26 protein-coding genes are annotated in these 24149 nt (G+C 73.5%); 8 read left to right on the top strand and 18 right to left on the bottom strand.

Annotation, left to right across the window (positions count from 1 at the left end):
- Nucleotides 1-122: 122 nt before the first annotated feature.
- The 5 genes from GA0070613_RS11840 to GA0070613_RS11820 all read right to left on the bottom strand — a co-directional run bounded on the left by GA0070613_RS11840 (nt 123) and on the right by GA0070613_RS11820 (nt 4769).
- The gene (locus GA0070613_RS11840; protein WP_089012342.1) at nt 123-1511 is read right to left on the bottom strand and encodes an efflux RND transporter periplasmic adaptor subunit; all 1389 of its coding nucleotides are present in this window, start codon (nt 1509-1511) and stop codon (nt 123-125) included.
- 40 nt (nt 1512-1551) lie between these two features.
- Nucleotides 1552-2949 (bottom strand): hypothetical protein, encoded by a 1398-nt coding sequence (locus GA0070613_RS11835; RefSeq protein WP_231929756.1) that lies wholly within the window; start codon nt 2947-2949, stop codon nt 1552-1554.
- A 131-nt stretch (nt 2950-3080) separates the two neighbouring features.
- On the bottom strand, nt 3081-3416 hold the full coding sequence (locus tag GA0070613_RS11830) for a YrdB family protein (RefSeq protein WP_089015903.1): 336 nt from the start codon (nt 3414-3416) through the stop codon (nt 3081-3083).
- A complete protein-coding gene (locus GA0070613_RS11825; protein WP_089012341.1) occupies nt 3416-3982 on the bottom strand; it encodes a TetR/AcrR family transcriptional regulator in 567 nt (188 codons plus the stop codon). The genes GA0070613_RS11830 and GA0070613_RS11825 overlap by 1 nt, the downstream gene beginning before the upstream one ends.
- Nucleotides 3975-4769 carry an alpha/beta fold hydrolase gene (locus tag GA0070613_RS11820; RefSeq protein WP_089012340.1) on the bottom strand — a complete coding sequence of 265 codons (795 nt, stop codon included), beginning with the start codon at nt 4767-4769 and terminating at the stop codon, nt 3975-3977. The genes GA0070613_RS11825 and GA0070613_RS11820 overlap by 8 nt, the downstream gene beginning before the upstream one ends.
- 110 nt (nt 4770-4879) lie before the next feature.
- Here GA0070613_RS11820 and GA0070613_RS11815 point away from each other — a divergent pair, with 110 nt between their 5' ends.
- Nucleotides 4880-5284, top strand: coding sequence for a VOC family protein (locus GA0070613_RS11815; protein WP_089012339.1), 405 nt, complete (start codon nt 4880-4882; stop codon nt 5282-5284).
- 1 nt (nt 5285) lies between these two features.
- Here GA0070613_RS11815 and GA0070613_RS11810 read toward each other — a convergent pair whose 3' ends face one another.
- Nucleotides 5286-6206, bottom strand: a complete 921-nt coding sequence (locus GA0070613_RS11810; RefSeq protein ID WP_089012338.1) for a proline dehydrogenase family protein — start codon at nt 6204-6206, stop codon at nt 5286-5288.
- A 251-nt stretch (nt 6207-6457) separates the two neighbouring features.
- Between GA0070613_RS11810 and GA0070613_RS11805 the strand changes: the two genes are divergently transcribed.
- On the top strand, nt 6458-7033 hold the full coding sequence (locus GA0070613_RS11805) for a CGNR zinc finger domain-containing protein (protein WP_089012337.1): 576 nt from the start codon (nt 6458-6460) through the stop codon (nt 7031-7033).
- Nucleotides 7034-7052: 19 nt separating this feature from the next.
- Here GA0070613_RS11805 and GA0070613_RS11800 read toward each other — a convergent pair whose 3' ends face one another.
- Both GA0070613_RS11800 and GA0070613_RS11795 read right to left on the bottom strand, forming a co-directional pair.
- A complete protein-coding gene (locus GA0070613_RS11800) occupies nt 7053-7859 on the bottom strand; it encodes a sugar phosphate isomerase/epimerase family protein (RefSeq protein ID WP_172875798.1) in 807 nt (268 codons plus the stop codon).
- A gap of 75 nt (nt 7860-7934) precedes the next feature.
- Nucleotides 7935-8879 (bottom strand): Ppx/GppA phosphatase family protein, encoded by a 945-nt coding sequence (locus tag GA0070613_RS11795; RefSeq protein WP_089012335.1) that lies wholly within the window; start codon nt 8877-8879, stop codon nt 7935-7937.
- 74 nt (nt 8880-8953) lie between these two features.
- On the opposite strand from GA0070613_RS11795, the gene GA0070613_RS11790 reads away from it, so the two are divergent.
- Entirely contained in the window at nt 8954-9763 is an 810-nt protein-coding gene (locus tag GA0070613_RS11790) for a hypothetical protein (RefSeq protein WP_089012334.1), read from the top strand.
- A gap of 16 nt (nt 9764-9779) precedes the next feature.
- Here GA0070613_RS11790 and rraA read toward each other — a convergent pair whose 3' ends face one another.
- From rraA to GA0070613_RS11760, 6 genes are read right to left on the bottom strand one after another with little or no spacing between them, the layout of a single operon-like run.
- Nucleotides 9780-10259 carry a ribonuclease E activity regulator RraA gene (rraA, locus tag GA0070613_RS11785; RefSeq protein ID WP_089012333.1) on the bottom strand — a complete coding sequence of 160 codons (480 nt, stop codon included), beginning with the start codon at nt 10257-10259 and terminating at the stop codon, nt 9780-9782.
- A gap of 15 nt (nt 10260-10274) precedes the next feature.
- Nucleotides 10275-11441 (bottom strand): MFS transporter, encoded by a 1167-nt coding sequence (locus tag GA0070613_RS11780; protein ID WP_197699069.1) that lies wholly within the window; start codon nt 11439-11441, stop codon nt 10275-10277.
- Nucleotides 11442-11477: 36 nt separating this feature from the next.
- On the bottom strand, nt 11478-11870 hold the full coding sequence (locus GA0070613_RS11775; protein ID WP_089012332.1) for a universal stress protein: 393 nt from the start codon (nt 11868-11870) through the stop codon (nt 11478-11480).
- Nucleotides 11867-13369, bottom strand: coding sequence for a tripartite tricarboxylate transporter permease (locus tag GA0070613_RS11770; protein WP_089012331.1), 1503 nt, complete (start codon nt 13367-13369; stop codon nt 11867-11869). Before GA0070613_RS11770 ends, GA0070613_RS11775 begins: the two co-directional genes overlap by 4 nt.
- On the bottom strand, nt 13370-14041 hold the full coding sequence (locus GA0070613_RS11765; protein ID WP_231929755.1) for a tripartite tricarboxylate transporter TctB family protein: 672 nt from the start codon (nt 14039-14041) through the stop codon (nt 13370-13372).
- A 5-nt stretch (nt 14042-14046) separates the two neighbouring features.
- Nucleotides 14047-15054, bottom strand: a complete 1008-nt coding sequence (locus GA0070613_RS11760; RefSeq protein WP_089012329.1) for a Bug family tripartite tricarboxylate transporter substrate binding protein — start codon at nt 15052-15054, stop codon at nt 14047-14049.
- Nucleotides 15055-15153: 99 nt separating this feature from the next.
- Here GA0070613_RS11760 and GA0070613_RS11755 point away from each other — a divergent pair, with 99 nt between their 5' ends.
- Together GA0070613_RS11755 and GA0070613_RS11750 are read left to right on the top strand one after the other, a co-directional pair.
- A complete protein-coding gene (locus GA0070613_RS11755; protein WP_089012328.1) occupies nt 15154-16797 on the top strand; it encodes a sensor histidine kinase in 1644 nt (547 codons plus the stop codon).
- Nucleotides 16794-17465: a response regulator gene (locus tag GA0070613_RS11750; RefSeq protein ID WP_089012327.1), complete on the top strand. Its 672-nt coding sequence runs from the start codon at nt 16794-16796 to the stop codon at nt 17463-17465. Before GA0070613_RS11755 ends, GA0070613_RS11750 begins: the two co-directional genes overlap by 4 nt.
- Here GA0070613_RS11750 and GA0070613_RS11745 read toward each other — a convergent pair.
- Nucleotides 17447-18040, bottom strand: a complete 594-nt coding sequence (locus tag GA0070613_RS11745; RefSeq protein WP_089012326.1) for a TetR/AcrR family transcriptional regulator — start codon at nt 18038-18040, stop codon at nt 17447-17449. The two genes, GA0070613_RS11750 and GA0070613_RS11745, sit on opposite strands and share 19 nt — an antisense overlap.
- A gap of 181 nt (nt 18041-18221) precedes the next feature.
- On the opposite strand from GA0070613_RS11745, the gene GA0070613_RS11740 reads away from it, so the two are divergent.
- Nucleotides 18222-18875 (top strand): NADPH-dependent F420 reductase, encoded by a 654-nt coding sequence (locus GA0070613_RS11740; protein ID WP_089012325.1) that lies wholly within the window; start codon nt 18222-18224, stop codon nt 18873-18875.
- 54 nt (nt 18876-18929) lie between these two features.
- Here the strand turns inward: GA0070613_RS11740 and GA0070613_RS11735 are convergent, their stop codons facing one another.
- Nucleotides 18930-19613 carry a response regulator transcription factor gene (locus GA0070613_RS11735; RefSeq protein WP_089012324.1) on the bottom strand — a complete coding sequence of 228 codons (684 nt, stop codon included), beginning with the start codon at nt 19611-19613 and terminating at the stop codon, nt 18930-18932.
- Between the two features lie 20 nt (nt 19614-19633).
- Complete coding sequence (locus tag GA0070613_RS11730) at nt 19634-20848, bottom strand: sensor histidine kinase (protein WP_408631000.1); 1215 nt, start codon at nt 20846-20848, stop codon at nt 19634-19636.
- Nucleotides 20849-21109: 261 nt separating this feature from the next.
- Between GA0070613_RS11730 and phoU the strand changes: the two genes are divergently transcribed.
- Complete coding sequence (phoU, locus tag GA0070613_RS11725; protein WP_089012323.1) at nt 21110-21763, top strand: phosphate signaling complex protein PhoU; 654 nt, start codon at nt 21110-21112, stop codon at nt 21761-21763.
- A 60-nt stretch (nt 21764-21823) separates the two neighbouring features.
- On the opposite strand, the gene GA0070613_RS11720 is transcribed toward phoU, so the two are convergent.
- Nucleotides 21824-22591, bottom strand: coding sequence for a phosphoglyceromutase (locus tag GA0070613_RS11720; protein WP_089012322.1), 768 nt, complete (start codon nt 22589-22591; stop codon nt 21824-21826).
- A gap of 149 nt (nt 22592-22740) precedes the next feature.
- On the opposite strand from GA0070613_RS11720, the gene GA0070613_RS11715 reads away from it, so the two are divergent.
- A complete protein-coding gene (locus GA0070613_RS11715; protein WP_089012321.1) occupies nt 22741-24066 on the top strand; it encodes an MDR family MFS transporter in 1326 nt (441 codons plus the stop codon).
- Nucleotides 24067-24149 lie beyond the last annotated feature (83 nt).

The raw sequence follows: 24149 nt of genomic DNA, 5'->3' as shown, positions 1-24149 counted from the left end.
CGCTCACCGAGCCGGCCTTCGTTCGCGACCGCGGGGCTCGCAGGACCGGCTCGCTCCTTGCGCTCACCGAGCCGGCCTTCGTTCGCGACCGCGGGCTCGCAGGACTGGCTCGCTCCTCGCGCTCACCGGAGTTCCTGGCCGTCGCGGACCTGGTCCGCACCGCGGACCACCACCCGGTCACCGGCCCGCACCCCGCTGACGATCTGCACCAGGTCCTGCCCCTGCACGCCCACGGTGACCGGCACCCGGTCCGCCTTCCCGTCCCGCAGCACCCAGACCGCGTCCCGTCCGTCCGCGGAGAAGATCGCCGAGGCGGGTACGGCGACGGCGTCGGCCGCCTCGCGTACCCGGAGGTGGGCCACGGCGCTCATGCCGGGGCGGGGCGTCGGCGCGGCCTCGCCCTCACCGAGGCGGCCAGCGCCCAGGGCGAGCCGCACCCGGTAGGTGACGCCGCCCCGGGCGGAGGTGGTGGGCAGCACGTCGACCGAACGGACCCGGGCGTCGTACGTCGCGCCGGTGACCGCGTCCAGCTCGACGGAGGCGGGCACGCCGGAGCGGACCAGCAGCACATCGGTCTCGTCGACCTCGGCGAGCAGGCCCAGCGCGCCGGTGTCGACCACGGTGAGCACCGGGGTTCCGGCGGTGACCCGGCCACCGGTCGGCACGGCGTCGTCCACCCCGGGCGGCGGGCCGCCCTGGGCGGGCGCGAACGCCGACGGGTCGAGCCCCGTCGCGCCACCCGCCCCGAGGAGTCCGGCCAGGTCGGCCGACCCGCTCGCGGGCCGCGTGCCGCCCGGCTGCACCACCCCGTCGACCGGCGCGCGGAGGGTGAGCGCGTCGACGGTCGCCTTCGCCAGGTCGTACGCCTGCTGGGCCTGGAGGCGTTGGGCGCTGGACAGCGCACCGACCGCGGAGTTCAGCCCGGCCACGCCGCGCTGCACCGCGTTGACCGCCCGGTCGGCGGCGCGGGCGGACGACTCGTACTGCCGCTGGGCGGACTCCACCTGAAGCAGCAGCGCGGACCGCAGCTGCGGGTCACCGATCTTCCCGGCGGCGACCCGCGCGGCGTCGAACGCCTTGGCGGCGGCCCGGTCGGTGCCGCGCCGGCTGCCGCCCAGGTCGCCGACGCCGACGCCCCGGCCGGCCCGCTTCGCGGCGCGCAGCGCCTCGCGGGCCTGCCGGAGCCGGTCCTGGGCGGACGGTGAGCTGATGACGGCGAGCACCTGCCCACGACGCACCCGCTGTCCGGGCTGGACGCGCAGGCTGGCGAGGGTGCCGTCGGCGGGGGCGGTGAGGGTCGCGGCGGCCCGGGCGGTCACCGTGGCCGGCGCGTCGATCACCTCGGCGACGGCGGACCGACCGACCTGGGCCAGCGCGACCGGGGGCTTCTCGTCGCCGCACGAGGCGGCGGTGGTGCCGGTCAGGGCGACGACGGCGAGGAGGGCGGTGAGCAGGCGGGGCCGCGTGGCGATCGGGGGCCGCGGCGGGTGGGTGGGGGCCACCCGGCCCATGCTACGACCCGTCGACGATCGTCGACCTGCGCGCTGCCGGTCAGCCGGCGACGGCCCGGACGTACCCGACGCAGTCGTCGTGCAGGGTGGACCACTGCTCGCCGAACACCTGCTCGGCCGCCTCGTCGACCGACCGGCGGTCGTGCACCACGGCCTTGAAGAAGTCGAGCACCCGCTGCTCGCCGTACCGGTCGACCAGGTGCCGAACGGCCAGGTAGCCGACGCCGTAGCTGCCCCCGACCCGGTCGTCGGCCGCGTCGTCGGCCGGGGCCAGCCCGTCCAGCCGGCCGTTCCAGCCGCCCCGGACGAGCTTGCGCACCTCGGCCAGCCCGTCGTAGCGGCCGACCGGCTGGCCGTCCGCGCCGGCGTACTCGGCCAGGCCCTCCACCAGCCACCAGGTGGCCCTGTCCGAGTAGCCCCGGTCGGGCAGCGACGCGGCGTGGGTCAGCTCGTGGCGGAGCAGGTCGTCGACCCCGGTGGGCGACAGGCTCTCCGCGTTGAGCACCACGTCGTGGTGGCCACCGCCCACGCCGACCGCGTAGCCCGCCGTCCACCGGGGACGGCCGCCGCCGTACCAGCGTCGCCACTCCGCCCGACCGGCGTAGAAGACCAGGTAGCGGTCGGGGGGTGGGCCGCCCACCGCGTACAGGTCGGCGATCTTCGCCGCCGCCTCGGCCTGGGCGAGCAGGCCGGGCAGCCTAGCCCGCAGCGCGGGCGTGGTGGCGACGAGGGTACGCGTCCCCACCGCCACCGCCAGGTCGCTCACCTCCCAGGGCCGGGCACCGGCCGGGGCGGTGCGGGACTCCTCGACCGCGAGCAGCCGGGGCTGCTCGCCGGCGTCCCGCCAGCGGGTGCCGATCACCACGGAGGCGGGCGTGCAGTCCGGGACGACGAAGCAGTACCCCACCCGGACCGCTAGCTGCCACTCCCCCGGCCGGCCGGCGACCGCGCCGGGCACGCCGTCCGCCGCCGGCCGCCACACGGTCACCCGGAGCGCCCGCAGCGCGGCGTAGCGGCGGGTGAGGTCGGCGCGGGCCTCCGGCTCGGCGATGGCGAGGAAGCCGTTCCGATCGCCGCTGAGTAGCGCGGCGGCCTGACGGTCGAGTTGCGCGGACATCCGTACGCCGCGACGACGGGCGGTGGCGGTGGCGGGGTCGTCGGCCGTCGCCGTCCGCCCGGCCGCACCACCCACCAGCCCGACCAGCAGCACCGAGGGCAGGGCGCAGGTCAGCAGTACGACCACGACCGTGAGCGCCGCCCACAACGGCCAGCGTCGGCGCGCCCGCGTCCGCACCGCCGGCGACTGTGCTGATGCCAGCCACTGCGCCTCGGCCACCCCGCCGTCCGTAGGGTGCTCGCCGTCCCCGGCCCGCGCGCTGTCCGCGGGCAGCTCGCGGTCCGCGGCTGCCTCGCCGGGCTGCTGGTCGCCGTCGGTCACCGGCGAAGGGTACGACCAATCGGGCGAGCCGGCCAGAGCCGCGCGCGGGTCGACGGGGTCCGCCGTGGCGCTCCGCTCGCCGGGCGGTGGCCGGTCAGGCCGGGTCGCTCCGCGCGCCGGGCGGGGGCCGGTCAGACCGGGTCGCCGGCCAGGCTGAGCAGCGCCTTGTCCACCGCCCAGAGCGCGACCAGCAGGACCGCCGGCACCGGGCGACCGGCCAGCGCGAGCAGCGCGCCGCCGGTCACGAAGCAGGCGGCCTGGACGGCCAGCTTGGCGGGCGCGGGCAGCGGCACGGCCGCCTTCGGCGAGCAGAAGGTGCCCCAGACAACCGCGATCAGCAGCGGCGCCCCGAGCCCGGCGAGCAGGCGGACGGGCCACCCGGTGTCGAGGGTGAAGCCCCACCAGCCGGCGGCGGCGAGCATCGCCAGCTCCAGCAGGAAGGCGAGCGCCGATAGCAGGGGCTTCATCAGGACCTCCAGTCCCGGCACGCGGTGTCCAGCCCGGCCACCATCTGGTCGAAGGAGCGGTCGATGTCCCGGGGCAGCCCGAACCCGCCGGCCGCCTCCAGGGTGATGAAGCCGTGCACGGCGGCGCGGAACATCCTGGTCGCGTCCACTGCAGCGTCGCCGCTCAGGCCGTATCCGCGCAGGATCGCGTAGATCGCGCCGACGGCCCGCTCGGCGTCCGCGACGTGGTCGGGGTCGGCGGGGTCGGGCACCCGCTGGGTGGCCGGGTAACGGCCGGGGTGCCGGCGGGCGTACTCCCGATAGGCGTTGGCGACGGCGCGCAGCGCGTCGCCACCGGCCCGACCCGCGGCGGCGCTGGTCAGCTCGGCGGCGATCTCCCCGGTGGCGAGCGCGGCCAGCTTCTGGTTGAGCGCGTCGGCGCCCTTGACGTGCTTGTAGAGGCTGGGCAGCGCGACGCCGAGCCGGCCGGCGAGCGCGGCCAGGGTGAGCCGGTCGTAGCCGACCTCGTCGGCGAGTCGGGCGGCCTCGCGGACGACCGTCTGCGGGGTGAGGCCGGCCCTAGGCACCGGTGGTCACCCCCAGGAACTCGACGAGCTGGGCGGCGGTGGCCTCGGGCTGGTCGGCGTGCGGGTAGTGTCCGGAGTCGTCGATCATGCGGGCCTCAGCGGTGGCGAAGAGCCGCCGGGCGGCCCGCGCCTCCGCGCCCGGGTCGGCGAAGTCCGGGTCCTTCGTACCCATCAGCACCAGGACCGGCTGCCGCACGTCGGCGGCCCGGGCCGTCCAGTGCGGCGCGACCGGCGCGACCACCCCGCGCACGGCGGCCATCCGGCCGCGCAGCATCGCGACCATCTCCTTCCGGTACGCGGCGTCGTCGGCCGGCCGGGCGGCGGGGAAGAGCGTCTTGTGGAACATGCCGAACAGCCGTGGGCTGCGCAGCACCGCCGCCTGGGCGACCCGCATGACCGGGTTGGGCCTCGGCTCGGCGACGAACGGGCTGAGCTGCACGACGCCGTTGACCAGTTCGGGCGCCTCGGCGGCGGCGAAGACCACGGCGGCCGCGCTGGACGAGCTGCCGACCAGGGTGGCCGGGCCGCCGCCGAGGGCCCGGACCACGGCGAGCAGGTCCGCGCCGACCTCGGCGGGGGCGTACGTCGGCCAGCGCGGGCTGGAGTCGCCGTGTCCCCGGACGTCCATCGAGGCCACCCGGTAACCGGCCCGGGCCAGGAGGGGGATCAGGTGGCGGAAGGACCGCCGGTTCTCCCCCATGCCGTGCGAGAGGACGACCAGCGGCCCCTCCCCGTGCACCTCGTACGCGATGGTTCCGCCGTCCCGCGCCACCTGGCTAATCGTCATAGCCGTAAGGCTAATGCCATTAGCTTGGACCGTCAAGTGATTCCCGGACCGGCTTCTCCGGAACTGGCGATCTTGACCTGAACCCTGCTGAAGGTTCCATGATCGGAGGCATGACGACCTCGGGAACCCCGCACGTCCGCATCGCCCGTCCCAGCCGCGACCTGGCCGCCGCCGAACGCTTCTGGGTGGACGGGCTGGGTCTGCGCGTGCTCCAGAAGGGCGTGGCCGGCGGGCCGGGCGAGCACGACCTGGTGATGGTGGGCTGGCCGGACGCGAGCTGGCACCTGGAACTGGTCGGCGGCGACCAGCTCGCCGTCGAGCCGAGCCCGACCGAGGAGGACCTGTTCGTCCTCTACCTGGACGGACCGGTCGACGACGAGCTGGTTGACCGACTGGAACGGGCCGGCGGGACGCGGGTCTCCGCCGGCCCGTACTGGGACCGCTGGGGGGTGACGTTCGCCGACCCGGACGGCTACCGCCTGGTGCTGAGCACCCGGGCCTGGTCGAACGCGTGAGTCACTTCTTGGAAATCAGCGCCCGGCCGAAGAACATCAGGTTGGCGGGGCGCTCGGCGAGGCGGCGCATCAGGTAGCCGTACCAGTCCTCGCCGTAGGGCAGGTAGGTGCGGACCGTGTAGCCCTCGCCGACCAGGCGGGCCTGCTCCTCGGGGCGGATGCCGTACAGCATCTGGAACTCGAAGCGGTCCGGGCCGCGGTCGAACCAGCGGGCCCGGTCCTCGCCGATGGCGATCAGGCGCGGGTCGTGGGTGGCCAGCATCGGGTAGCCGTCGCCGGACATCAGCACGTTCAGGCAGCGGACGTACGACTTGTCCACCTCGCGGGCGGACTGGTAGGCCACCGACTCCGGCTCCTTGTACGCGCCCTTGCAGAGCCGCACCCGCGACCCCGCGCCGGCCAGCTCCCGGCAGTCCGACTCGGTCCGCCGCAGGTACGCCTGGAGCACCGCACCGGTCGACGGGTGGTCCTTGCGCAGCTTGGCCAGGACGTCCAGCGTCGAGTCGGTGGTGGTGTGGTCCTCCATGTCCAGCGTGACCGTGGTGCCCGCGGCGTCGGCCGCCGCGCAGATCGCCCGGGCGTTGTCGTAGGCGAGTTGCTCGTCGAACATCTGGCCGAGCGCCGAGAGCTTCACGCTCACCTCGGCGGCGGGGGTGAGGCCGGCGGCGGAGAGCAGCCGCAGCAGCTTGAGGTATTCGTCCCGGGTGGCGTTCGCCTGCTCGGGGGTGACGGTGTCCTCGCCGAGGTTGTCGAGGGTGACCGCGAGGCCGTCGACGACGAGTTCGCGGGTCGCGCGCAACGCGTCGTCGGTGCCGGCGCCGGCGACGAACCGGCGGACGACGTCCCGGGTGAACGGGGCCGTCGCGACGAGCCGCTCGACCTGGGATGACCGGGAGGCGGCGAGGATGACGGAACGGAGCATGAGCCGAGCGTAACGCCCGTCGACCGACCCGCGCCGGGGGGCGGGGACGGACGTCACGCACCGTTCCGAGCGGCCCGCCGGGACGGACCACGTGGCGGCCCCGCGGCGCCGAGATCACCAACCCGGGGAGCTACGGCGAGGAGGGGTCCTGTTACCAGCAGTTCCGCGCACTGCCGGCGTTCGCCGGGAGCCGGATGGTGCTGGATACATCGACACGCCGCGTGGCCCGTGAGTCGTCTACCGTTGGTGTCGTGAACTTCGACGCGTACGCCCGGACCGGCGTTGACCTCGTCAACGCCCGCCTGGACGACCTCGACGACCTGCGGGCCCTCTTCCCGGACGACAACGCGTGGATGCGCGACGAGGTCGCGGAGCGGGACCTGGCGACCTTCCGGCGGGCGCAGAAGCGCCTGCGCGACGTCTTCGAGTACGGCACCTCGGGCCGGGACGGCCAGGCGGTGGCCGAGCTGAACGCGCTGCTGGAGGCATTCCCGGTGCAGCCGCGGATCTCCGGCCACGACTCCAGCGACTGGCACATGCACGTCACCAGCCGGGGTGCCTCGGTCAGCCAGGAGTACCTGGCCGGCGCGGTCTGGGGCCTGTCGGTGTGGCTCTGCGAGTACGGCAGCGCCCGGTTCGGCGTCTGCGCCGACGAACGCTGCGGCAACGTCTACCTGGACACCTCGTCGAACTGCTGCCGGCGGTTCTGCTCGGAGCGCTGCGCCACCCGCTCGCACGTGGCGGCGCACCGGGCCCGCAAGCGCGCCGCCGTCGGCGACCAGCTCACCGTGCCGGCCCAGGCCGAGACGCTCACCCCGGTCAGCTGACCGGGGGCGCCCTCCCCGCTCAGGCGTCGACCGGGGAGGGGGCGGTGAGGTTGGCGCGGGCGAACTCCAGGGCTTCGCGCAGGTCGGCCTCCCGCACGGCGCGGCTCTTCGCGCCCCGGGTGGTCACCTCGACGGCGACCGAGCCGGTGAAGCCGCGCCCGGCGAGCGAGCGGAGCAGCTCGGCGCAGGGCTGGCTGCCCCGCCCGGGCACCAGGTGCTCGTCGCGCCCCTCGCCGGTGCCGTCGCCGAGGTGGACGTGGGCCAGGCCGGCGCCCATCCGGTCCGCCATCTCCAGCGAGTCGGTGTGCGAGGCGGCGCAGTGCGACAGGTCCAGGGTGTACGAGGCGTAGCCGGTGTCGGTCGGGTCCCAGCCTGGGACGTACGGGACGAACTGCCGGCCGGCCATCCGGACCGGGTACATGTTCTCCACCGCGAAGCGCAGCCCGCCGAACTGCCCGGCGATCTTGTCGAGCCCGTCGGCGAAGTTCCGGGCGTAGTCCCGCTGCCAGGTGAACGGCGGGTGCACCACGACGGTCGGCGCCTCCAGGGTCTCGGCCAGTTCGGCGGCCTTGCGCAGCCGCTCCCACGGGTCCGGGCTCCAGACCCGCTGGGTGACCAGCAGGCAGGGTGCGTGCACCGAGAGCACCGGCACGCCGTAGTGGTCGGCGAGCCCGCGCAGCGCGCCCGGGTCCTGGCTGACGACGTCGGTCCAGACCATCACCTCGACGCCGTCGTAGCCGAGCGCCGCGGCGAGCTGGAACGCCGCCGCGGTCCGCTCAGGGAAGACCGAGGAACTGGAGAGGAGCACCGGGACGCGGGAAGTCACGCCCCTCAGGGTAGCCCGGTCCGTCGCACGGCATCGGGACGAGCACCCGCAAAGCGCGCAGACCGAACGACGGGATCACATCGGCGCGAGCTGATCCAGCCGGCGGAGGATGACGCCCTCGCGCAGCGCCCAGGGGCAGATGTCCAGGGAATCCAGGTCCAGCCGGCGCATCACCGCCTCGGCCACCACCGCACCGGCCAGCAGCTGGTGGGCCCGGCCGGCGCTCACGCCCTCCAGCTCGGGCAGCTGCGCCGGCGGGATGTGCCGGACGAAGCCCAGCACCTGCCGCAGTCCGGTGCGGGTCAGCCTGCGCCGGGCCCAGAGCCCGGCGCCGGAGGGCGCGGCGCCGGCCAGCCGGGCCAGCGTCCGGAACGTCTTCGAGGTGGCGACCGGGCGTTCCCAGCCCACCTCCGCCAGCTTGTCCACCACCGGGTCGAGCAGCTCGTCGACGTACTCGCGCAGCTCCTCCACGGCCTCGGCCGGCGGCGGCAGGGTGCCCGACGGGTCGACCCGCAGCCGCTCCCGACTCAACCGACCGGCGCCGAGCGGCAGCGAGATCGCCACGTCCGGTCCCTCGTCGATCCCGGCCGCCAGCTCCAGCGAGCCGCCGCCGATGTCCAGGACCAGCAGCCGGCCGGCCGACCAGCCGAACCATCGCCGGACCGCGAGGAAGGTCATCCGCGCCTCGTCCGCGCCGGAGAGCACCTCCAGCCGTACGCCGGTCTCGTCACGGACCCGGGCCAGCACCTCGGCGGCGTTGGTGGCGTCCCGGACGGCGGAGGTGGCGAAGGCGATCAGGTCGTCGGCCGCCAGCCCGGCCGCCGCCGCCCGGGCCATGCCGACCGCCTTGACCAGCCCGTCCGCGCCCGCGTCGGTGAGCGCGCCGTCCGGGCCGATCTGCTCGGCCAGCCGGAGCACCACCTTCTCGGAGTGCGCCGGCCAGGGGTGCGCCCCGTGGTGGGCGTCGACCACCAGCAGGTGCACCGTGTTCGAACCGACGTCGAGGACACCCAGTCGCATGCTGAAGACCCTAGGCCCAACACGTTTTCCCGGCTCGCCAGCCGCCCGGAGGCACCGCGCGTACGCTGGTCCGGGTGACAGGCCAGATCGAGCTGCAGGTACTCGTGGACGACCCCGACGACCCGCGCAGCCGGGAGGTGGGGCTCGACTTCCCCCGGGAGTGGATCGAGTTCGTCGACCCGGCGGACGAGAAGCACGTGGTCCGGGCCGATCTGACCTGGCTGCTGTCCCGCTGGACGTGCATCTTCGGCAAGGGCTGCCACGGCATCATCGCCGGCCGGGCCGCCGACGGCTGCTGCTCGCACGGGGCGTTCTTCACCGACTCCGACGACGAGAAGCGGGTCCGCGCCGCGGTCAAGCGGCTCACCCCGTCGACCTGGCAGCACTTCCGCCGGGGCTTCAAGAACTGGACCGAGGACGACACCATCGACGGCAAGACGCCGGCCCGGCGCACCGCCACCCGGGATGTGGACGCGCCCTGCGTCTTTTTGAACGACGCCGACTTCCCGGGCGGGGGCGGCTGCGCGCTGCACGCGCAGGCGCTGCGCGACGGGGTGCACCCGCTGGAGTACAAGCCGGACGTCTGCTGGCAGCTGCCGGTCCGCCGCGACCAGGAGTGGCACAAGCGGACGGACAACACCAAGGTGCTGATCTCCACACTCTCCGAGTTCGACCGGCGGGGCTGGGGCGCGGGCGGTCACGACCTGGACTGGTGGTGCACCTCCTCCACCGACGCGCACGTAGGCGCCGAGCCGATGTACGTCTCGTACGGCCCGGAGCTGACCGCGCTGATCGGCGCCCCCGCGTACGCCAAGCTGGCCGAGCTGTGCGCGGCCCGGCTGCGGCAGGGTCAGATCGCCCCGCACCCGGCCAGCGAGGGCTGACCGGGCGCGGCGGGCGCTACGCCCCGGTCGGCAGCACGACGACGCCGTCGTCGTCGCTGTGCACCTCGGCGCCCGGCTCGAAGACGCAGTTGCCGAACGACACCGGCACGTCCCGCTCACCGGCGCCGGTCTTGGCGCTCTTGCGGGGGTTCGTGCCGAGCGCCTTGATGCCGATCGGGAGGGTGCGCAGGGCGGCTACGTCGCGAACCGCGCCGTTGATCACCACGCCCGCCCAGCCGTTCTCCGCGGCCGTGCCGGCGATGAGGTCGCCCATCAGGGCGGTGTGCAGCGATCCGCCACCGTCCACCACCAGCACCCGCCCCTCCCCCGGCTCGCCGACGATCGACTTCACCAGGGCGTTGTCCTCGAAGCAGCGCACGGTGACCGCGGGCCCGACGAAGGCGGCGACGCCGCCGTACTGGCGCAGTTGGGTGTCGCACGAGCCGAGGACCTCGCCGTACCCGTCGTAGAGGTCGGCGGTCGCGGGTGTCTCCATGGTTGTCCTTCTCTCTCACTCGGTTGCGGGGACAGGTGACCGGTGCAGGCCGGTCGCGGCGACGGCCGCGCCGGCCAGGCCCGCGGCGGTGCAGGCGAGCACTCCCGCCGCCCCGGCGCCGGCGGCCAGCACGCCGGCGGCGCTGGGGATGAGCACCTGGCCGAGCCGGTTGCCAGTCAGCCGCAGCGACATCGCCCGGCCGCGCAGGCCGGGCGGGGCGACCTCGGCCAGGAACGACATGGTCAGCGGCTGCCCGGCGCCCAGCCCCAGCCCGGCGACCGTGACGACGACGGCCATCGCCCAGAACGGCAGGGGTGGCAGCAGCAGTCCGAGACCGGCGGCGGAGAGGGCGACGGTGCCGATCAGCAGCGCGCGCCGACCCACGGTGGCGACCAGCCGACCGAGCAGCAGCCGCGAGGCCATCGACGCCACCGCGCGCAGCCCCAGTAGCACGCCGATCGAGCCGGACGCGATGCCGCGTTCGGCGCCGAGGGCGGGCAGGTAGACCAGGGTGATGTCGACCGCGGCCAGGACGACGCAGCTGACCGTGAGGGCCCGCACCAGCCCGGGTTGGCGGAGCAGGCCACGCATTCCGCCGGCGGCCGGCCCGGCCGCCTGCCGGTGGTGGCCCGACGGGCGGAGGAACACGGCGGCGACCAGCAGCGGCACGGTGAGCGCGGTGGCGCCGACGAAGATGGCCCGGGTGTCCGGGATCGGCCGGTCCCCGCCGAAGACCACGATCAGGCCCGGGCCGAGCGCCTGACCGAGCGAGGCGGCGAAGGTGTAGTAGCCGAACGCGGCGTCGTAGCGGGCCGCCGGGGTGCGGTTGGCGACCAGCGCCTGCTGTGCCACGACCGAGCAGAGGTGGGCGGTGCCGAGGACCATGCTGGCCAGCACCAGGCCGGCGACCGAGTCCGCGAGGAACACGAAGCAGAGGCCGGCGGCGACGAGCAGACCCGACCCGGTCAGCATGATCCGGCGTTCGCCGAACCGGTCGACCGCGTGGCCGGACGGCACCGCCAGCACCAGCGGTACGACGGCGAAGCTGGCCCCGAGCACGCCCAGCCAGGCCGACGGCACGTCGAGGTCCAGCGCCCGGTAGGCCGACGCGGGGCGGAGCATGAAGGTGACCGCCTGCACCACGACGGTGTGCGCGAGCAGCAGGGCGTTCTGGATGCGCACGGGGACCCCCGAGTCGCGGGAGCCCCCGCGCACCACTCAGTCGGCCTTCACGGCGAGGACGGGGCACGGCACCCGGAGCAGGATCTCCTGCGCCGTCGAGCCCATGATCAGCTTGCCCACCGGGGTCCGGTGCCGGATGCCGATCACCACCAGCGACACGTCCTCCGCCTCGACGATCTCGACGATCTCCTCGGCCGCGTCCCGGCCCCGGATGAGCTGTCGGAGGGTGTGCGGCACCCCGGCGGCGGTCAGCTCCCGGACCACCCGGTTCAGGTCGGGCTCCTGCGCGAACCGCGGGTCGACGTACGCGTCGCCGCGCGAGGTGTTCACCACCAGCACCGGCTCGTCGCGGAACCGGGCCTGCTCCACGGCGGCCTGCAGGGCCGCCTCGCCGAGCGGCGAGGGCACGTAGCCCACCAGCACGGTCATCCGGTCACCAACCTTCCTCGCAGCGGACGGACCACGAACCGACCGATCAGCGGCCAGAGCAGCACGACGGCGATCGCGGCGTAGATCCCCCAGGACACCCAGCCGCCGATCAGGCCGTGCAGCTCGCCGCCGGAGAGCTGCAGCGCCCGTCGGCCGTGCAGCTCGGCGCGCGGGCCGAGGATGATGCCGACGATCAGCGGCAGGATCGGCAGGCCGAAGCGCCGCATGCCGAAGCCGAGCAGGCCGAGGGCGAGCAGCAGGAACAGGTCGAACGGCTGGGCGTTGACCGCGTACGCGCCCATCGAGGCGAAGAAGAGGATCCCGGCGTAGAGGTAGGGGCGCGGGATCCGCAGCAGGCGCGCCCAGGCCGGGGCGAGCGGCAGGTTGAGCACCAGCAGCAGCAGGTTGCCCACGAAGAGGCTGGCGATCAGCGTCCAGACCAGGCTGGACTCCTTCGTGAAGAGCAGCGGGCCGGGCTGAATGCCGTACCCCTCGAAGGCCGCCAGCATCACCGCCGCAGTGGCGTTGGTCGGCAGGCCGAGCGCCAGCATCGGCACCAGGGTGCCGGCGGCCGAGGCGTTGTTGGCGGCCTCCGGCCCGGCGACGCCCTCGATCGCCCCCCGGCCGAACTCCTCCGGGTGCTTGGATAGTTTCTTCTCGGTGACGTACGACAGGAAGGTCGGGATCTCCGCCCCGCCGGCCGGCACCGCCCCGAACGGGAACCCGTACGCGGTGCCGCGCAGCCATGGCTTCCAGGACCGCTTCCAGTCCTGCTTCCCCATCCACGGCTGGCCCACCGGGATCACCTCGGCGGCCCGGCGGCGCAGGTGCGCGGCGATCCAGAGCGCCTCGCCCACGGCGAAGATGCCGACCGCCACCACGACCACGTCGATGCCGTCGGCGAGCTGCGGGATCCCCAGGGTGAGCCGCTGCTGACCGGACTGGTCGATGCCGATCACGCCGATCACCAGGCCGAGCAGCAGTGAGGCGAAGCCGCGGACCCGGGACGCGCCGAGCACCGCGGTGACGGACACGAACGCCAGCAGCATCAGCGCGAAGAAGTCCGGCGAGCCGAGGCTGATCGCGAACGACACCACCGGCGGGGTGACCACCACCAGCAGCACGGTGGCGATGGTGCCGGCGACGAACGAGCCGATCGCGGCGGTGGCCAGCGCCTGGGCGGCCCGGCCCGCCTTCGCCATCTTGTTGCCCTCGATCGCGGTCACCACCGAGGACGACTCGCCGGGGGTGTTGAGCAGGATCGAGGTGGTCGAACCGCCGTACATGCCGCCGTAGAAGATGCCGGCAAACATGATGAACGCCTGGGCCGGTTCCATCCCGTAGGTGACCGGCAGCAGCAGCGCCACCGTCATCGCCGGGCCGATGCCGGGCAGCACGCCGACGGCGGTGCCGATGGTCACGCCGAGCAGCGAGATCAGCAGGTTCATCGGGGTCAGCACGTTGGCGAACCCGTCGAGCAGGTTGGCGAGGTTGTCCATCTACAGGATCCCTTGCAGCACGCCGGCGGGCAGGTCGACCCCGAGCCCGATGGCGAAGGCGTAGAACGTGATCAGCGACAGCGCGACGGCGATCAACAGGTTCCGGACATAGTGGCGGTTGCCCAGCGCGTAGGCCGAGCCCCAGAAGAGCAGCGTGCCGCTGATCACCCAGCCGAGCCGGTCGATGAGCACGGCGTTGACCAGGAACGCGCCGATCAGCAGCAGCACGGTCCGCCAGTCGATCGGGCTGGTCAGGTCGACGTCCTCGCCGGCCTCCGGCTCCCCGGCGCCGCCGCGGGCCACGTCCACCGCGTAGACCGCGGCGACGATCAGCAGCAGCACGCCGAGCAGGATCGGCACCGGCTTCGGGCCGATGGGGTCGGCGGTGTTGATCGCGCGCCCGATGCGCGTCGCGTCGGCGATGACCAGCCCGCCGACGAGGGCCAGGAACGCGCAGACACCGTACTGCGCCCGGTCCGGCTTCCGCGCCGGGCCGTCGTCCACCGCCGGCTTCCCGACCGTCGGCGGCACGTCGGCCGGCGCGGGCCGCGCCGCCTCCGGCAGATCCGCCGTACGCGCCGCGCCCGCCTGTTCCGGGATCGGCGGTACGGATGTCTCCACGGCCGGAGGCCGGGACGGCTGCTCGCCGCCCCGGTCCGGTCGGGTGGTCATGCCGCTCATGCCAACCCGAGCTGCTTGAGCACGTCGGCCACTGCCTTGTCCTGCTCGGTCAGGAAGGTGCCGAACTCGTCGCCGGTGACGAAGGCGTCGGTCCAGCCGCGCTTGGTCAGCTCGGCCTTCCACTCGTCGGACTCGTGCATCTTCGTCAGCGCGTCGATCCAGACCTTCTTGTCGGCGTCGCTGATGCCGGGCGGGGCGACGATGCCGCGCCAGTTGGTGAAGACCAGGTCGATGCCGGAGGACTTGAGCGTCGGCACCTCCTTGAGCGCCTCGATCGGCTGCTCGCTGGTCACCGCCAGCACCCGGATCTGACCCGCCTCGACCTGGTCGAGGAACTCGCCGAAGCCGCTGGCGCCGAAGGCCACCTTGCCGCCGAGCACCGCCGGCAGCAGCTCGCCGCCGCCGTCGTACGACACGAAGTTGACCTGCTTGGGGTCGATGCCGACGGTCTTCGCGAGCTGCATCGGCAGCAGGTGGTCGGGGCCGCCCGGGGACGAGCCGCCGCCGACCGCGATGCCCTTCGGGTTGGCCTTCCAGGCCGCGACCAGGTCGTTGATCGTCTTGTACGGGGAGTCCTTCGGCACCACGATGGCGCCGGCCTCCTCGATCAGCTTGGCCAGCGGGGTGGTCTGGGTCAGCGTCGCCGCCGACTTCGAGGTGTACGAGGCACCGACCACGCCCAGCCCCATCTGCATGGCGAGCTTGCCGTTGCCCTTCTCGTTCACGGTCCGCTGGAGGCCGACCGTGCCGCCCGCGCCGGGCAGGTTGAACACCTGTACGCCGGTGGCGATCTTGGCGTCCTCCATCACCTTCGCGGCGGTACGGGCCGTGGTGTCGTATCCGCCACCGGGCGTGTTCGGCACCATGATCCGCAGACCGCTGACCGGCTTGCCGTCGTTGCTGGAGCCGCCCTCGTTCTTGTCGGCGGTGGCGCCGCAGGCAGCCAGGGCCAGCGCCGAGGCGGCGGCGACCCCCATGACCAGCACGTTTCTCCTAGTTGCCATCTTGTTTCTCTTCCGTTTCGAATGAGTCCAGCGGCAAGATGGTGACCTCCGCGCGGGCCGCTTGTCTGCGTTGTGTCACCAGCGGAAGTTGAGGTCTTTGTGGTCGCGATCACGTCCCGCCGCCGAACCCTGGCCGGGCAGCTGCTGGTCCTCCAGCTCGCGATCATCGTCGTGGTGCTGGTGGCCGTCGCCGCCGTCTCCCTGGCCCAGTCCGAGGCCACGTTCAACCGGGTGGAGGGGGATCGGGTTGCCGCCCTCGGCGAGCAGCTCGCCGCCGACCGACTTCTGCGCGACCGGCTCAATCAGCCGGCGCCGGCCGAGACGATCGCGCCGCTGGTGCAGAACATGCTGACCAAGTCCGGGGTTACCTCGGTGACCGTGGCGGATGCCCGGGGCCGTGTGGTGAGCTCGAGCGACCCGACCCTGGTGGGCAGCCCGGTTGTGCTCGGCGATCCCCTAATGGAGCAAGGGCGGAGCTGGTTCGGCGAGCTGGAGGTCGACGGCTCGCGGGAGCTGGTGGCTCAGGTGCCGGTGCTCGGCGCCCGCGAGGAGAACCTGGGACGCTACCTGGGCGTGGTGGTGGTCGGGGAGGCGTCGCCGACCTGGTCAGAACGGCTGGTCGGGGCCTCGTCGTACCTGCTCACCTATCTCGGCATCGCGAGCCTGCTCGGGGTGGTGGGGTCCTGGCTGCTGGCCCGGCGGATCAAGCGACAGACCCTGGGCCTGGAGCCCCGGGAGATCGCCGGGCTGGCCGAGCACCGGGAGGCGCTGCTGCACGGCATCGCCGAGGGGGTGATCGCCCTGGACCCGCAGCGGCGGATCACCCTGGTCAACTCGATCGGCCGACGCCTGCTCGACCTGCCCGAGGACTGCCTCGGCCGGAGCCTGTCCGAGCTGCGGATCTCCGGCCGACTGCGGGACGTGCTGGCCGGCAGCAGGCCCGAGGCGCGCGACCAGGTGGTCGTCCGGGGCGGCCGGGTGCTGGTGATGAACCGGATGACGGTCCGCAAGGACGGCCGCCGGCTCGGCTCGGTGACCACCCTGCGAGACCGGACCGAGCTGGCCCGGCTGGAGCGGGAGATCGGCTCGTTCCGGAGCACCGCCGAGCTGCTCCGGGCGCAGACCCACGAGTTCGCCAACCAGCTGCACACCATCTCCGGGCTGATCCAGATCGGTGAGCACGACGAGGTCGTGCGGTACGTCGACGCGCTCAGCCGGCACCGGGCCTCGCTCGACCTGACGGTCACCAGCCGGATCCACGACACAGTGGTGGCGGCGCTGCTGATGGCGAAGTCGGCGCTGGCCGCGGAGCGGCGGGTGGAGCTGCGGATCTCCGAGCGGACCGGGCTCGACCGGCTGGAGCCGGAGGTATCCGCCGACATCGCGACGGTGCTCGGCAACCTGGTCGACAACGCGGTCGAGGCGGTCGCCGGCGGCCGGGAGGCGGGCGGCCCTTCGGAGCGGCCCGCCTGGGTGGAGGTCGAGCTGCGGCAGGACGCCTCGTCCGTGGAGATCGTCGTCCGGGACTCCGGTCCCGGGGTGGCGCCGGAGCTGGCCCAGGAGGTCTTCACGCACGGCTTCACCACCAAAGCCGCCCAGGGCGGCGAGCGCGGCATCGGGTTGGCCCTCACCCGGCTGGTCTGCAACCGTCGCGGCGGTGAGATCGCGGTGACGAACACCGAGGAGGGGGCGATGTTCACCGCCCGAATGTCGGTGTCCCGCGTGCTGGAGGAGGCGCGATGATCGACGTGCTCGTCGTCGACGACGACTTCATGGTGGCCCGGATCCACTGCGGGTTCGTCGAGCGGATCGAGGGTTTCCGGGTGGTGGGCACCGCCAGCACCGGCGAGCAGGCGATCGCCGCGGTCGACGAACTCCGCCCCGACCTGGTGCTGCTCGACCTCTACCTGCCGGACATGTTCGGCCTGGACGTGGTGACCCGGCTGCGGGCCGCCCGGCACGACTGCGACGTCCTGGTGATCAGCGCCGCCCGGGAGGCGGAGGCGGTCCGCCGGGCGGTCCGCTACGGCGCGGTGAACTACCTGCTCAAGCCGTTCGGCTTCGACGAGCTGCGGACCCGGCTCGAGCAGTACGCGGCCCGGCGCAGCGCGCTGCGCGCCACCGTGGTGAGCGACCAGGCCGACGTCGACCGGGTGCTCTCCCGAAGCGGCTCGGTCGCCACCCCGGCGCTGCCCCGGGGTCTCAGCCCGGAGACCGCCGAGCTGGTCGAGCGCGCGCTGCGCGAGCACGACGGCACGCTCTCCGCCAGTGAGTGCGCCGACCGGGTGGGCATCTCCCGGGTCAGCGCCCGCCGCTATCTGGAGCACTTCTCCGGCACCGGTCGAGCGGAGGTGACCCTGCGCTACGGCGCGGCCGGCCGGCCGGAACGCCGCTACTGCTGGCTGGCCTGACCCAGGGCGGCGTCGACCAGGGCGCGGGCACTGCGCTTGGCCGCCTCGGCGATCGCCGGGTCGCCGTCGAGCACCCCGCCGGCCAGCCCGCCGTCGAGCAGCAGGGTGAGCTGCCGGGCGAGCATGTCCGGCTGGTCCGCGCCGGCCCGCCGGGCCAGGTCGGTCACCCAGGCCCGGACGACGTTCTTGTGCTCGACGGTCCGCGCGTGCACCGGGCCGCCGGCGGGCGACTCGGCGGCGGTGTTGATGAACGCGCAGCCGTGGTAGCCGTCCCGGCGGCAGGCGCCGGCCAGCGCGTCGAACATCCCGACGAGCTGGTCGCGCGGGCCGTCACCGGCCTCCCGGGCGGCGGCCCGCAGCGCCCCGAACCAGGCCTGGTCGACCTTGTCCAGGTACGCCAGGACGAGGTCGTCCTTGCTGGGGAAGTGCTTGTAGAGCGTGGCCTTGGCGACACCGGACTCGGCGATGACCCTGTCCACCCCGACGCCGCGCGGGCCGTGCGCGTAGAAGAGCCGGAACGCGGTGTCCAGGATGCGCTCCCGGGCGGAGCCGGCGGGGGTGCGCGGCGCGGGCATCGGCGTTCCTTTCCTGCGGGTGCTCCGATGGAGTCTACAGACCCGTCCGTCTGTACAACCTCGCGCGGGGTGGCAGCGGTCACGGGGGTGCCGTGCTGGCGTAGTAGACAGACCTGTCTGCTAGTGTCGCTGCGACGAGTGCGGGCGTCGGCGCCGCGCGATCACCAGAGGACGGACACACATGCGCATCGCAGTACTGGGCACAGGCATGGTCGGCCGGGCGATCGCCGGCCGGGCCGCGGAGCTGGGCCACCAGGTGACGGTCGGCACCCGCGACGTCGCGACCACCCGGGCCGGCGACTGGACGGAGTGGGCGACCGCCCACCCGGCGGTCGGCCTGGCCGGCTACGCCGACGCGACCGCCGACGCGGCGCTGGTGGTCAACGCCACCAGCGGCGACGGCGCGCTGCCTGCCCTGACCGCCGCCGGCGAGGCGAACCTGGCCGGGAAGGTCCTGCTCGACATCGCCAACCCGCTGGACTTCGGCAAGGGCTTCCCGCCCACCCTGTCGGTCGTCAACGACGACTCGCTGGGCGAGCGGATCCAGCGCGCCTTCCCGCGTGCCCGGGTCGTGAAGGCGCTCAACACGCTCACCGCCGACCTGATGACCCACCCCCGGCAGCTCGCCGACGGCGACCACAGCGTCTTCGTCTCCGGCGACGACGCGGAGGCGAAGCGGATCGTCACCGAGCTGCTCGCCAGCTTCGGCCACACCGACGTGATCGACCTGGGCGACATCACCACCGCCCGAGGCACCGAGATGCTGCTGCCGATCTGGCTGCGCCTCTACGGCACGCTCGGCACCGCCATCTTCAACGTCAACGTCGTCCGCTGACACCCACGGGAACGGCCCGCGCGGACAGCGTGGGCCGGTTCTCGGGTACGCCGGTCACGGCTCGAACTTGTAGCCCAGCCCGCGGACGGTGACGATGTAGCGCGGCGCGGAGGGCTCCGGCTCGACCTTAGAGCGCAGCCGCTTGACGTGCACGTCCAGGGTCTTGGTGTCGCCCACGTAGTCGGCGCCCCAGACCCGGTCGATCAACTGGCCCCGGGTCAGCACCCGGCCGGCGTTGCGCAGCAGCAGCTCCAGCAGCTCGAACTCCTTCAGCGGCAGCTGGACGCCGGCCCCGTCGACGGTCACCACGTGCCGCTCGATGTCCATCCGGACCGGGCCCGCGGCGAGCGTCGGGGCACCCGACTCGGCCACCTCCGCGCTCTGCCGGCGCAGCACCGCCCGGATGCGGGCCACCAGCTCGCGCGGCGAGTACGGCTTGGTCACGTAGTCGTCGGCCCCGATCTCCAGGCCCACCACCTTGTCGATCTCGCTGTCCCGCGCGGTGACCATGATGATCGGCACGTGCGAACGCTGCCGGAGCTGCCGGCAGACCTCGGTGCCGGACATCTCCGGCAACATCAGGTCGAGCAGCACGATGTCGGCGCCGGTCCGGTCGAACTCGGTGAGGGCGGAGGGACCCGTCGCGGCGACGGAGACCTCGAAGCCCTCCTTGCGGAGCATGTAGGACAGGGCGTCGGAGAACGATTCCTCGTCCTCGACCACCAGTACGCGGCTCAACGGGTGTTCCTTTCCTGTGGTCAGGCCTGCCGGAGCTCGGCCGGGCCGGCCTCGATCTCAGCGGAGGAGAGTGTCGCCTCCAGGTCGTTCGGGGGGCTGGCGGGCAGCCGGAGGGTGAACGTCGACCCCCCACCAAGAGTGCTCGACACCTCCACCCGACCGCCATGGTTGCTGGCGATGTGTTTGACGATGGCCAGGCCGAGGCCGGTGCCACCGGTCGAGCGCGACCGGGCCTGGTCCGCCCGGTAGAAGCGCTCGAAGATCCGGTCGACCTCGTTCGGGGCGATGCCGATGCCCTGGTCGGCGACGGCGATCTCGACGTGCTCGTCGCTGGCCCGGGCGGTCACCCGGACGGCGGTGTCCTCGCCTGAGTAGTTGATGGCGTTCTCGACCAGATTGGCCACCGCGGTGGCGATCTGGGTGTCGCTGCCGTACACGGTCAGGCCGCGCGCGCCGTCGACCACCACATCCACCCGGCGGGCGGTGGCCGCGGTGCGGGTCCGGTCGACCACCTCGGCGATCACCCAGTCCACCGACACCGGCTCCGGCGGGGGCTGCGGCTCGGCGCCCTGGAGCCGGGTCAGCTCCAGCAGCTCCTGCACCAGCCGGCCGAGCCGGGTCGACTCGTGCTGGATCCGCTCGGCGAACCGCCGGGCGGCGATCAGGTCCTCGGAGAGATCGGGCGCCCCGTCGCCGGCGGGCTCGGTGGCGTCCAGCAGCGCCTCGGCGAGCAGTTGCAGCGCGCCGATCGGCGTCTTCAACTCGTGGCTGACGTTGGCCACGAAGTCCCGCCGGACCCGGGCGACCCGGTGCGACTCGGTGACGTCGGCCGCCTCGATCGAGATGTAGCCGCCGCCGAGCGCCATCGCCCGCAGGTGCACGCCGAGCGGGTTGTCACCGGCGTTGTCGCGGCCGCGCGGCAGATCCAGCTCGATCTCCCGCCGTACGCCGGTGCGGCGGACCTGCCCGGCGAGGGTACGGAGCAGCGGGTGGGCGGCGATGGAGCCGGGCGTGGCGCCGGTCCGGAGCAGGCCCATCGCCCGTGCCGCGGGGTTCACCAGGACCGGCACGTCGTCCGGGTCCAGGACCACCACGCCGGCCCGCAGGGAGTCGATCGTCTTGCGGCCGAGCCCGGGGAGCCCGCCCTGCTGGTCGTCGGGAATCGCCGGCCTCCCTGCACTCGAGCGGCGCCACCGGTTCCGGACCGGTCGGGACAGCTGCAGCCCGGCGACCAGTCCGGTCACCAGAGCCAGGGCCACCACGACCGCCACCGCCCATTCCACCCGGCGATCGTAGGGTCATTGTTTACCTGGGGATCGCCCAGAACGGGACGAATCATCCTCACTTCCGGGAATGTTCATTCCCAGGCCCCGCGTCGTTCACCCTCGTTCACCTCGGGTCCGCTCCCCCGGCCTACGGTAGGTCGCGCACCTGCTCAAGCCGTACGGCACCGGATCCCCGGGCCGAACCGCGGCCACCGACCCCAGGAAGTGACGATGCGCGACGAATTCCGGGCCGACCTGCAGATTGTCAGCCAACTGCTGGTGGACATGGCGGAGGGGGTGCGCGCCGCGATGCGCCAGGCCACCCGCGGCCTGCTCACCGCCGACCGCGAGGCGTCGGAGGCCGTGATCGCGCGGGACGCCGAGATCGACGAGCTGTACCGGCACGTCGAGGAGCGGGTCTGCGACCTGCTCGCCCGGCAGGCGCCGGTCGCCTCCGACCTGCGCGCCATGATCACCGCCCTGCACGTCGCCGCCGACCTGGAGCGGATGGGTGACCTGGCCGACCACGTCGCCAAGACCGCGCTGCGCCGGCACCCGTCCCCGGCGGTGCCGGCCGAGCTGCGGCCGGTCTTCACCGACATGGCCGGCATCGCCGACCGGATGGCCGAGAAGATCGGCTCCGTGCTGGCCAAGCCCGACGCCGACCTCGCCGCCGAGCTGGACAGCGACGACGACGCCATGGACGACCTGCACAAGAGCCTGTTCGGCGTGCTGCTCGGCGACGACTGGCCGTACGGGGTGGAGACGGCGATCGACGCCACCCTGCTCGGCCGCTTCTACGAGCGCTTCGCCGACCACGCGGTGAACGCTGGCGAGCACGTGGTCTACCTGATCACCGGGGTGAACAGCCCGACGGCGAGCTGAGCGGAGGAAACAGCAGAAGGCCCCGGTCCGCGACGGACCGGGGCCTTCTGCTCGCGTACGTCAGCGGCCCTGGTTGGCCACCGCGGCGGCGGCCTCCTTGGCGGCGGCCGGGTCGAGGTACGTCCCGCCCAGCGTCTGCGGACGCAGCTGCGGGTCGAGGTCGTAGCGCAGCGGGATCCCAGTCGGGATGTTCAGCTTGGCGATGGCCTCGTCGGAGATCTGGTCGAGGTGCTTGACCAGGGCGCGCAGCGAGTTGCCGTGCGCGGCGACCAGCACCGTCCGGCCGGCCAGGACGTCCGGCACGATCGAGTCGTACCAGTACGGCAGCATCCGCTCGACGACGTCCTTGAGGCACTCGGTGCGCGGCATCAGCTCGGTCGGCAGCAGCGCGTACCGGGGGTCGCCGACCTGGGACCACTCGTCGTTGTCGTCGATCGGCGGCGGCGGCGTGTCGTACGACCGGCGCCAGAGCATGAACTGCTCCTCGCCGTACTCGTCGAGGGTCTGCTTCTTGTTCTTGCCCTGTAGGGCGCCGTAGTGGCGCTCGTTGAGCCGCCACGACCGGCGCACCGCGATCCAGTGCCGGTCGGCGGCGTCGAGCGCCAGCTCGGCGGTGCGGATCGCCCGGCGCATGACGCTGGTGTGCACCACGTCCGGCAGCAGGCTGTGTTCGCGCATCAGCTCGCCGCCGCGGCGCGCCTCCGCCTCGCCCTTGGCGGTCAGGTCGACGTCGACCCAGCCGGTGAAGAGGTTCTTCGCGTTCCAGTCGCTCTCGCCGTGCCGCAGCAGGACCAGCGTCCCGACGGTGGGCCCCTCGCTCGCAGTCATGCCGATCATCCTGCCGTACGTCGCCGGTGGACACGCGGGGACCGGTCGTGACGACCACCACGTGGAAAAGCTGGTGACCGGCGTTCCGGGGCGGCACTAAGTTGTAAGGCGCTTGGGATATGCCGGTCATTACAAACGGGGGCGACGCGGTGCGGACGGTACGGGGTTGGTTCCGGGACACGACGGGTGGGCTGCCGAGGGCCTTCTGGTACCTCTGGACCGGCACGCTGATCAACCGGCTCGGCTCGTTCGTCCTGGTCTTCCTCGCCATCTACCTCACCCAGGAGCGTGGCTTCTCGGCCTCGCAGGCCGGCCTGGTGCTCGGCCTCTGGGGCGTCGGCGGCGCGGTCGGCACCACCGTCGGGGGCACCCTCGCCGACCGGTGGGGGCGGCGACCCACCCTGCTCACCGCGCACCTGGGCGCGGCCACCATGATGCTCGCCCTCGGTCTGGCCCGGCCGCTCTGGGCGGTGGCCCTGGGCGCGCTGCTGCTGGGCACCTTCGCCGAGGCCGCCCGGCCGGCGTTCGGCGCCATGATGATCGACGTGGTGCCGGAGAAGGACCGGCTGCGCGCCTTCTCGCTGAACTACTGGGCGATCAACCTCGGGTTCGCCTGCGCCGCGGTGCTTGCCGGCCTCGCCGCCCAGGCCGGCTACCTGCTGCTCTTCGTGGTCGACGCGGCCACCACCCTGATCACCGCACTGATCATCTTCACCCGGGTGAAGGAGACCCGCACCACCTCGGCGGCCGCCGTCGCCAAGGGCGACGCCGCGCCCCGCGGCGCGCTGCGCACCATCCTCACCGACCGGGTCTACCTGGGCTTCGTGGCGTTGAACCTGTTCGCCGCGCTGGTCTTCCTCCAGCACATCTCGATGCTGCCGATCGCGATGGGCGACTCGGGCCTCACCCCGGCCACGTACGGCTCGGTGATCGCGCTCAACGGGGTGCTGATCGTGGTCGGGCAGCTCTTCGTACCCCGGCTGATCAAGGGACGGAGCCGGTCGCACGTACTCGCGCTCGCCTCGCTGGTGATGGGCCTGGGCTTCGGCCTGACCGCGTTCGCCGGCACGGCCTGGTTCTACGGCGTCACGGTGCTGATCTGGACGCTCGGCGAGATGCTCAACTCGCCGTCCAACTCCACGCTCATCGCCGAGCTCTCGCCGGCCGCGCTGCGCGGGCGCTACCAGGGCGTCTTCTCGCTCTCCTGGCAGATCGCGGGAGCGGCCGCCCCGATCCTCGGCGGCCTGGTCCGGGAGCACGTCGGCAACGGCGCGCTCTGGCTCGGCTGCGCCGCGATCGGCGCGGTGACGGCGGTGGCCCACCTGGTCTCGGGCCCGGCCCGGGAGCGGCGGGCCGCCCAGCTCCGCACGGCCGCGGTGCCGGTCCGGCCGGTCACCGTCATCCAGCCCCCGGCCCCCGAGGCGGCCGAGGCCGCCGCGACCGCGCCGGCCGAGCCCGTCCCGGCCCGCTCCTGAGGTACGCCGGGCCGCCCGCGGATCATCGGCTGTTCATGCCGTGACCTGCGGCGGCGCGGGATGATCAGGACGCGGTGACCGCG

Source organism: Micromonospora inositola, assembly GCF_900090285.1.
Classification (GTDB): domain Bacteria; phylum Actinomycetota; class Actinomycetes; order Mycobacteriales; family Micromonosporaceae; genus Micromonospora; species Micromonospora inositola.
This window is presented reverse-complemented; position numbering and strand designations above follow the sequence as displayed.

Coding starts and splice junctions, on each gene's coding strand:
- GA0070613_RS11840 (WP_089012342.1), bottom strand. CDS start 1,511: ATGGGCCGGGTGGCCCCCACCCACCCGCCGCGGCCCCCGATCGCCACG.
- GA0070613_RS11830 (WP_089015903.1), bottom strand. CDS start 3,416: ATGAAGCCCCTGCTATCGGCGCTCGCCTTCCTGCTGGAGCTGGCGATG.
- GA0070613_RS11820 (WP_089012340.1), bottom strand. CDS start 4,769: ATGACGATTAGCCAGGTGGCGCGGGACGGCGGAACCATCGCGTACGAG.
- GA0070613_RS11815 (WP_089012339.1), top strand. CDS start 4,880: ATGACGACCTCGGGAACCCCGCACGTCCGCATCGCCCGTCCCAGCCGC.
- GA0070613_RS11810 (WP_089012338.1), bottom strand. CDS start 6,206: ATGCTCCGTTCCGTCATCCTCGCCGCCTCCCGGTCATCCCAGGTCGAG.
- GA0070613_RS11795 (WP_089012335.1), bottom strand. CDS start 8,879: ATGCGACTGGGTGTCCTCGACGTCGGTTCGAACACGGTGCACCTGCTG.
- rraA (WP_089012333.1), bottom strand. CDS start 10,259: ATGGAGACACCCGCGACCGCCGACCTCTACGACGGGTACGGCGAGGTC.
- GA0070613_RS11775 (WP_089012332.1), bottom strand. CDS start 11,870: ATGACCGTGCTGGTGGGCTACGTGCCCTCGCCGCTCGGCGAGGCGGCC.
- GA0070613_RS11770 (WP_089012331.1), bottom strand. CDS start 13,369: ATGGACAACCTCGCCAACCTGCTCGACGGGTTCGCCAACGTGCTGACC.
- GA0070613_RS11765 (WP_231929755.1), bottom strand. CDS start 14,041: ATGACCACCCGACCGGACCGGGGCGGCGAGCAGCCGTCCCGGCCTCCG.
- GA0070613_RS11760 (WP_089012329.1), bottom strand. CDS start 15,054: ATGGCAACTAGGAGAAACGTGCTGGTCATGGGGGTCGCCGCCGCCTCG.
- GA0070613_RS11750 (WP_089012327.1), top strand. CDS start 16,794: ATGATCGACGTGCTCGTCGTCGACGACGACTTCATGGTGGCCCGGATC.
- GA0070613_RS11745 (WP_089012326.1), bottom strand. CDS start 18,040: ATGCCCGCGCCGCGCACCCCCGCCGGCTCCGCCCGGGAGCGCATCCTG.
- GA0070613_RS11740 (WP_089012325.1), top strand. CDS start 18,222: ATGCGCATCGCAGTACTGGGCACAGGCATGGTCGGCCGGGCGATCGCC.
- phoU (WP_089012323.1), top strand. CDS start 21,110: ATGCGCGACGAATTCCGGGCCGACCTGCAGATTGTCAGCCAACTGCTG.
- GA0070613_RS11720 (WP_089012322.1), bottom strand. CDS start 22,591: ATGACTGCGAGCGAGGGGCCCACCGTCGGGACGCTGGTCCTGCTGCGG.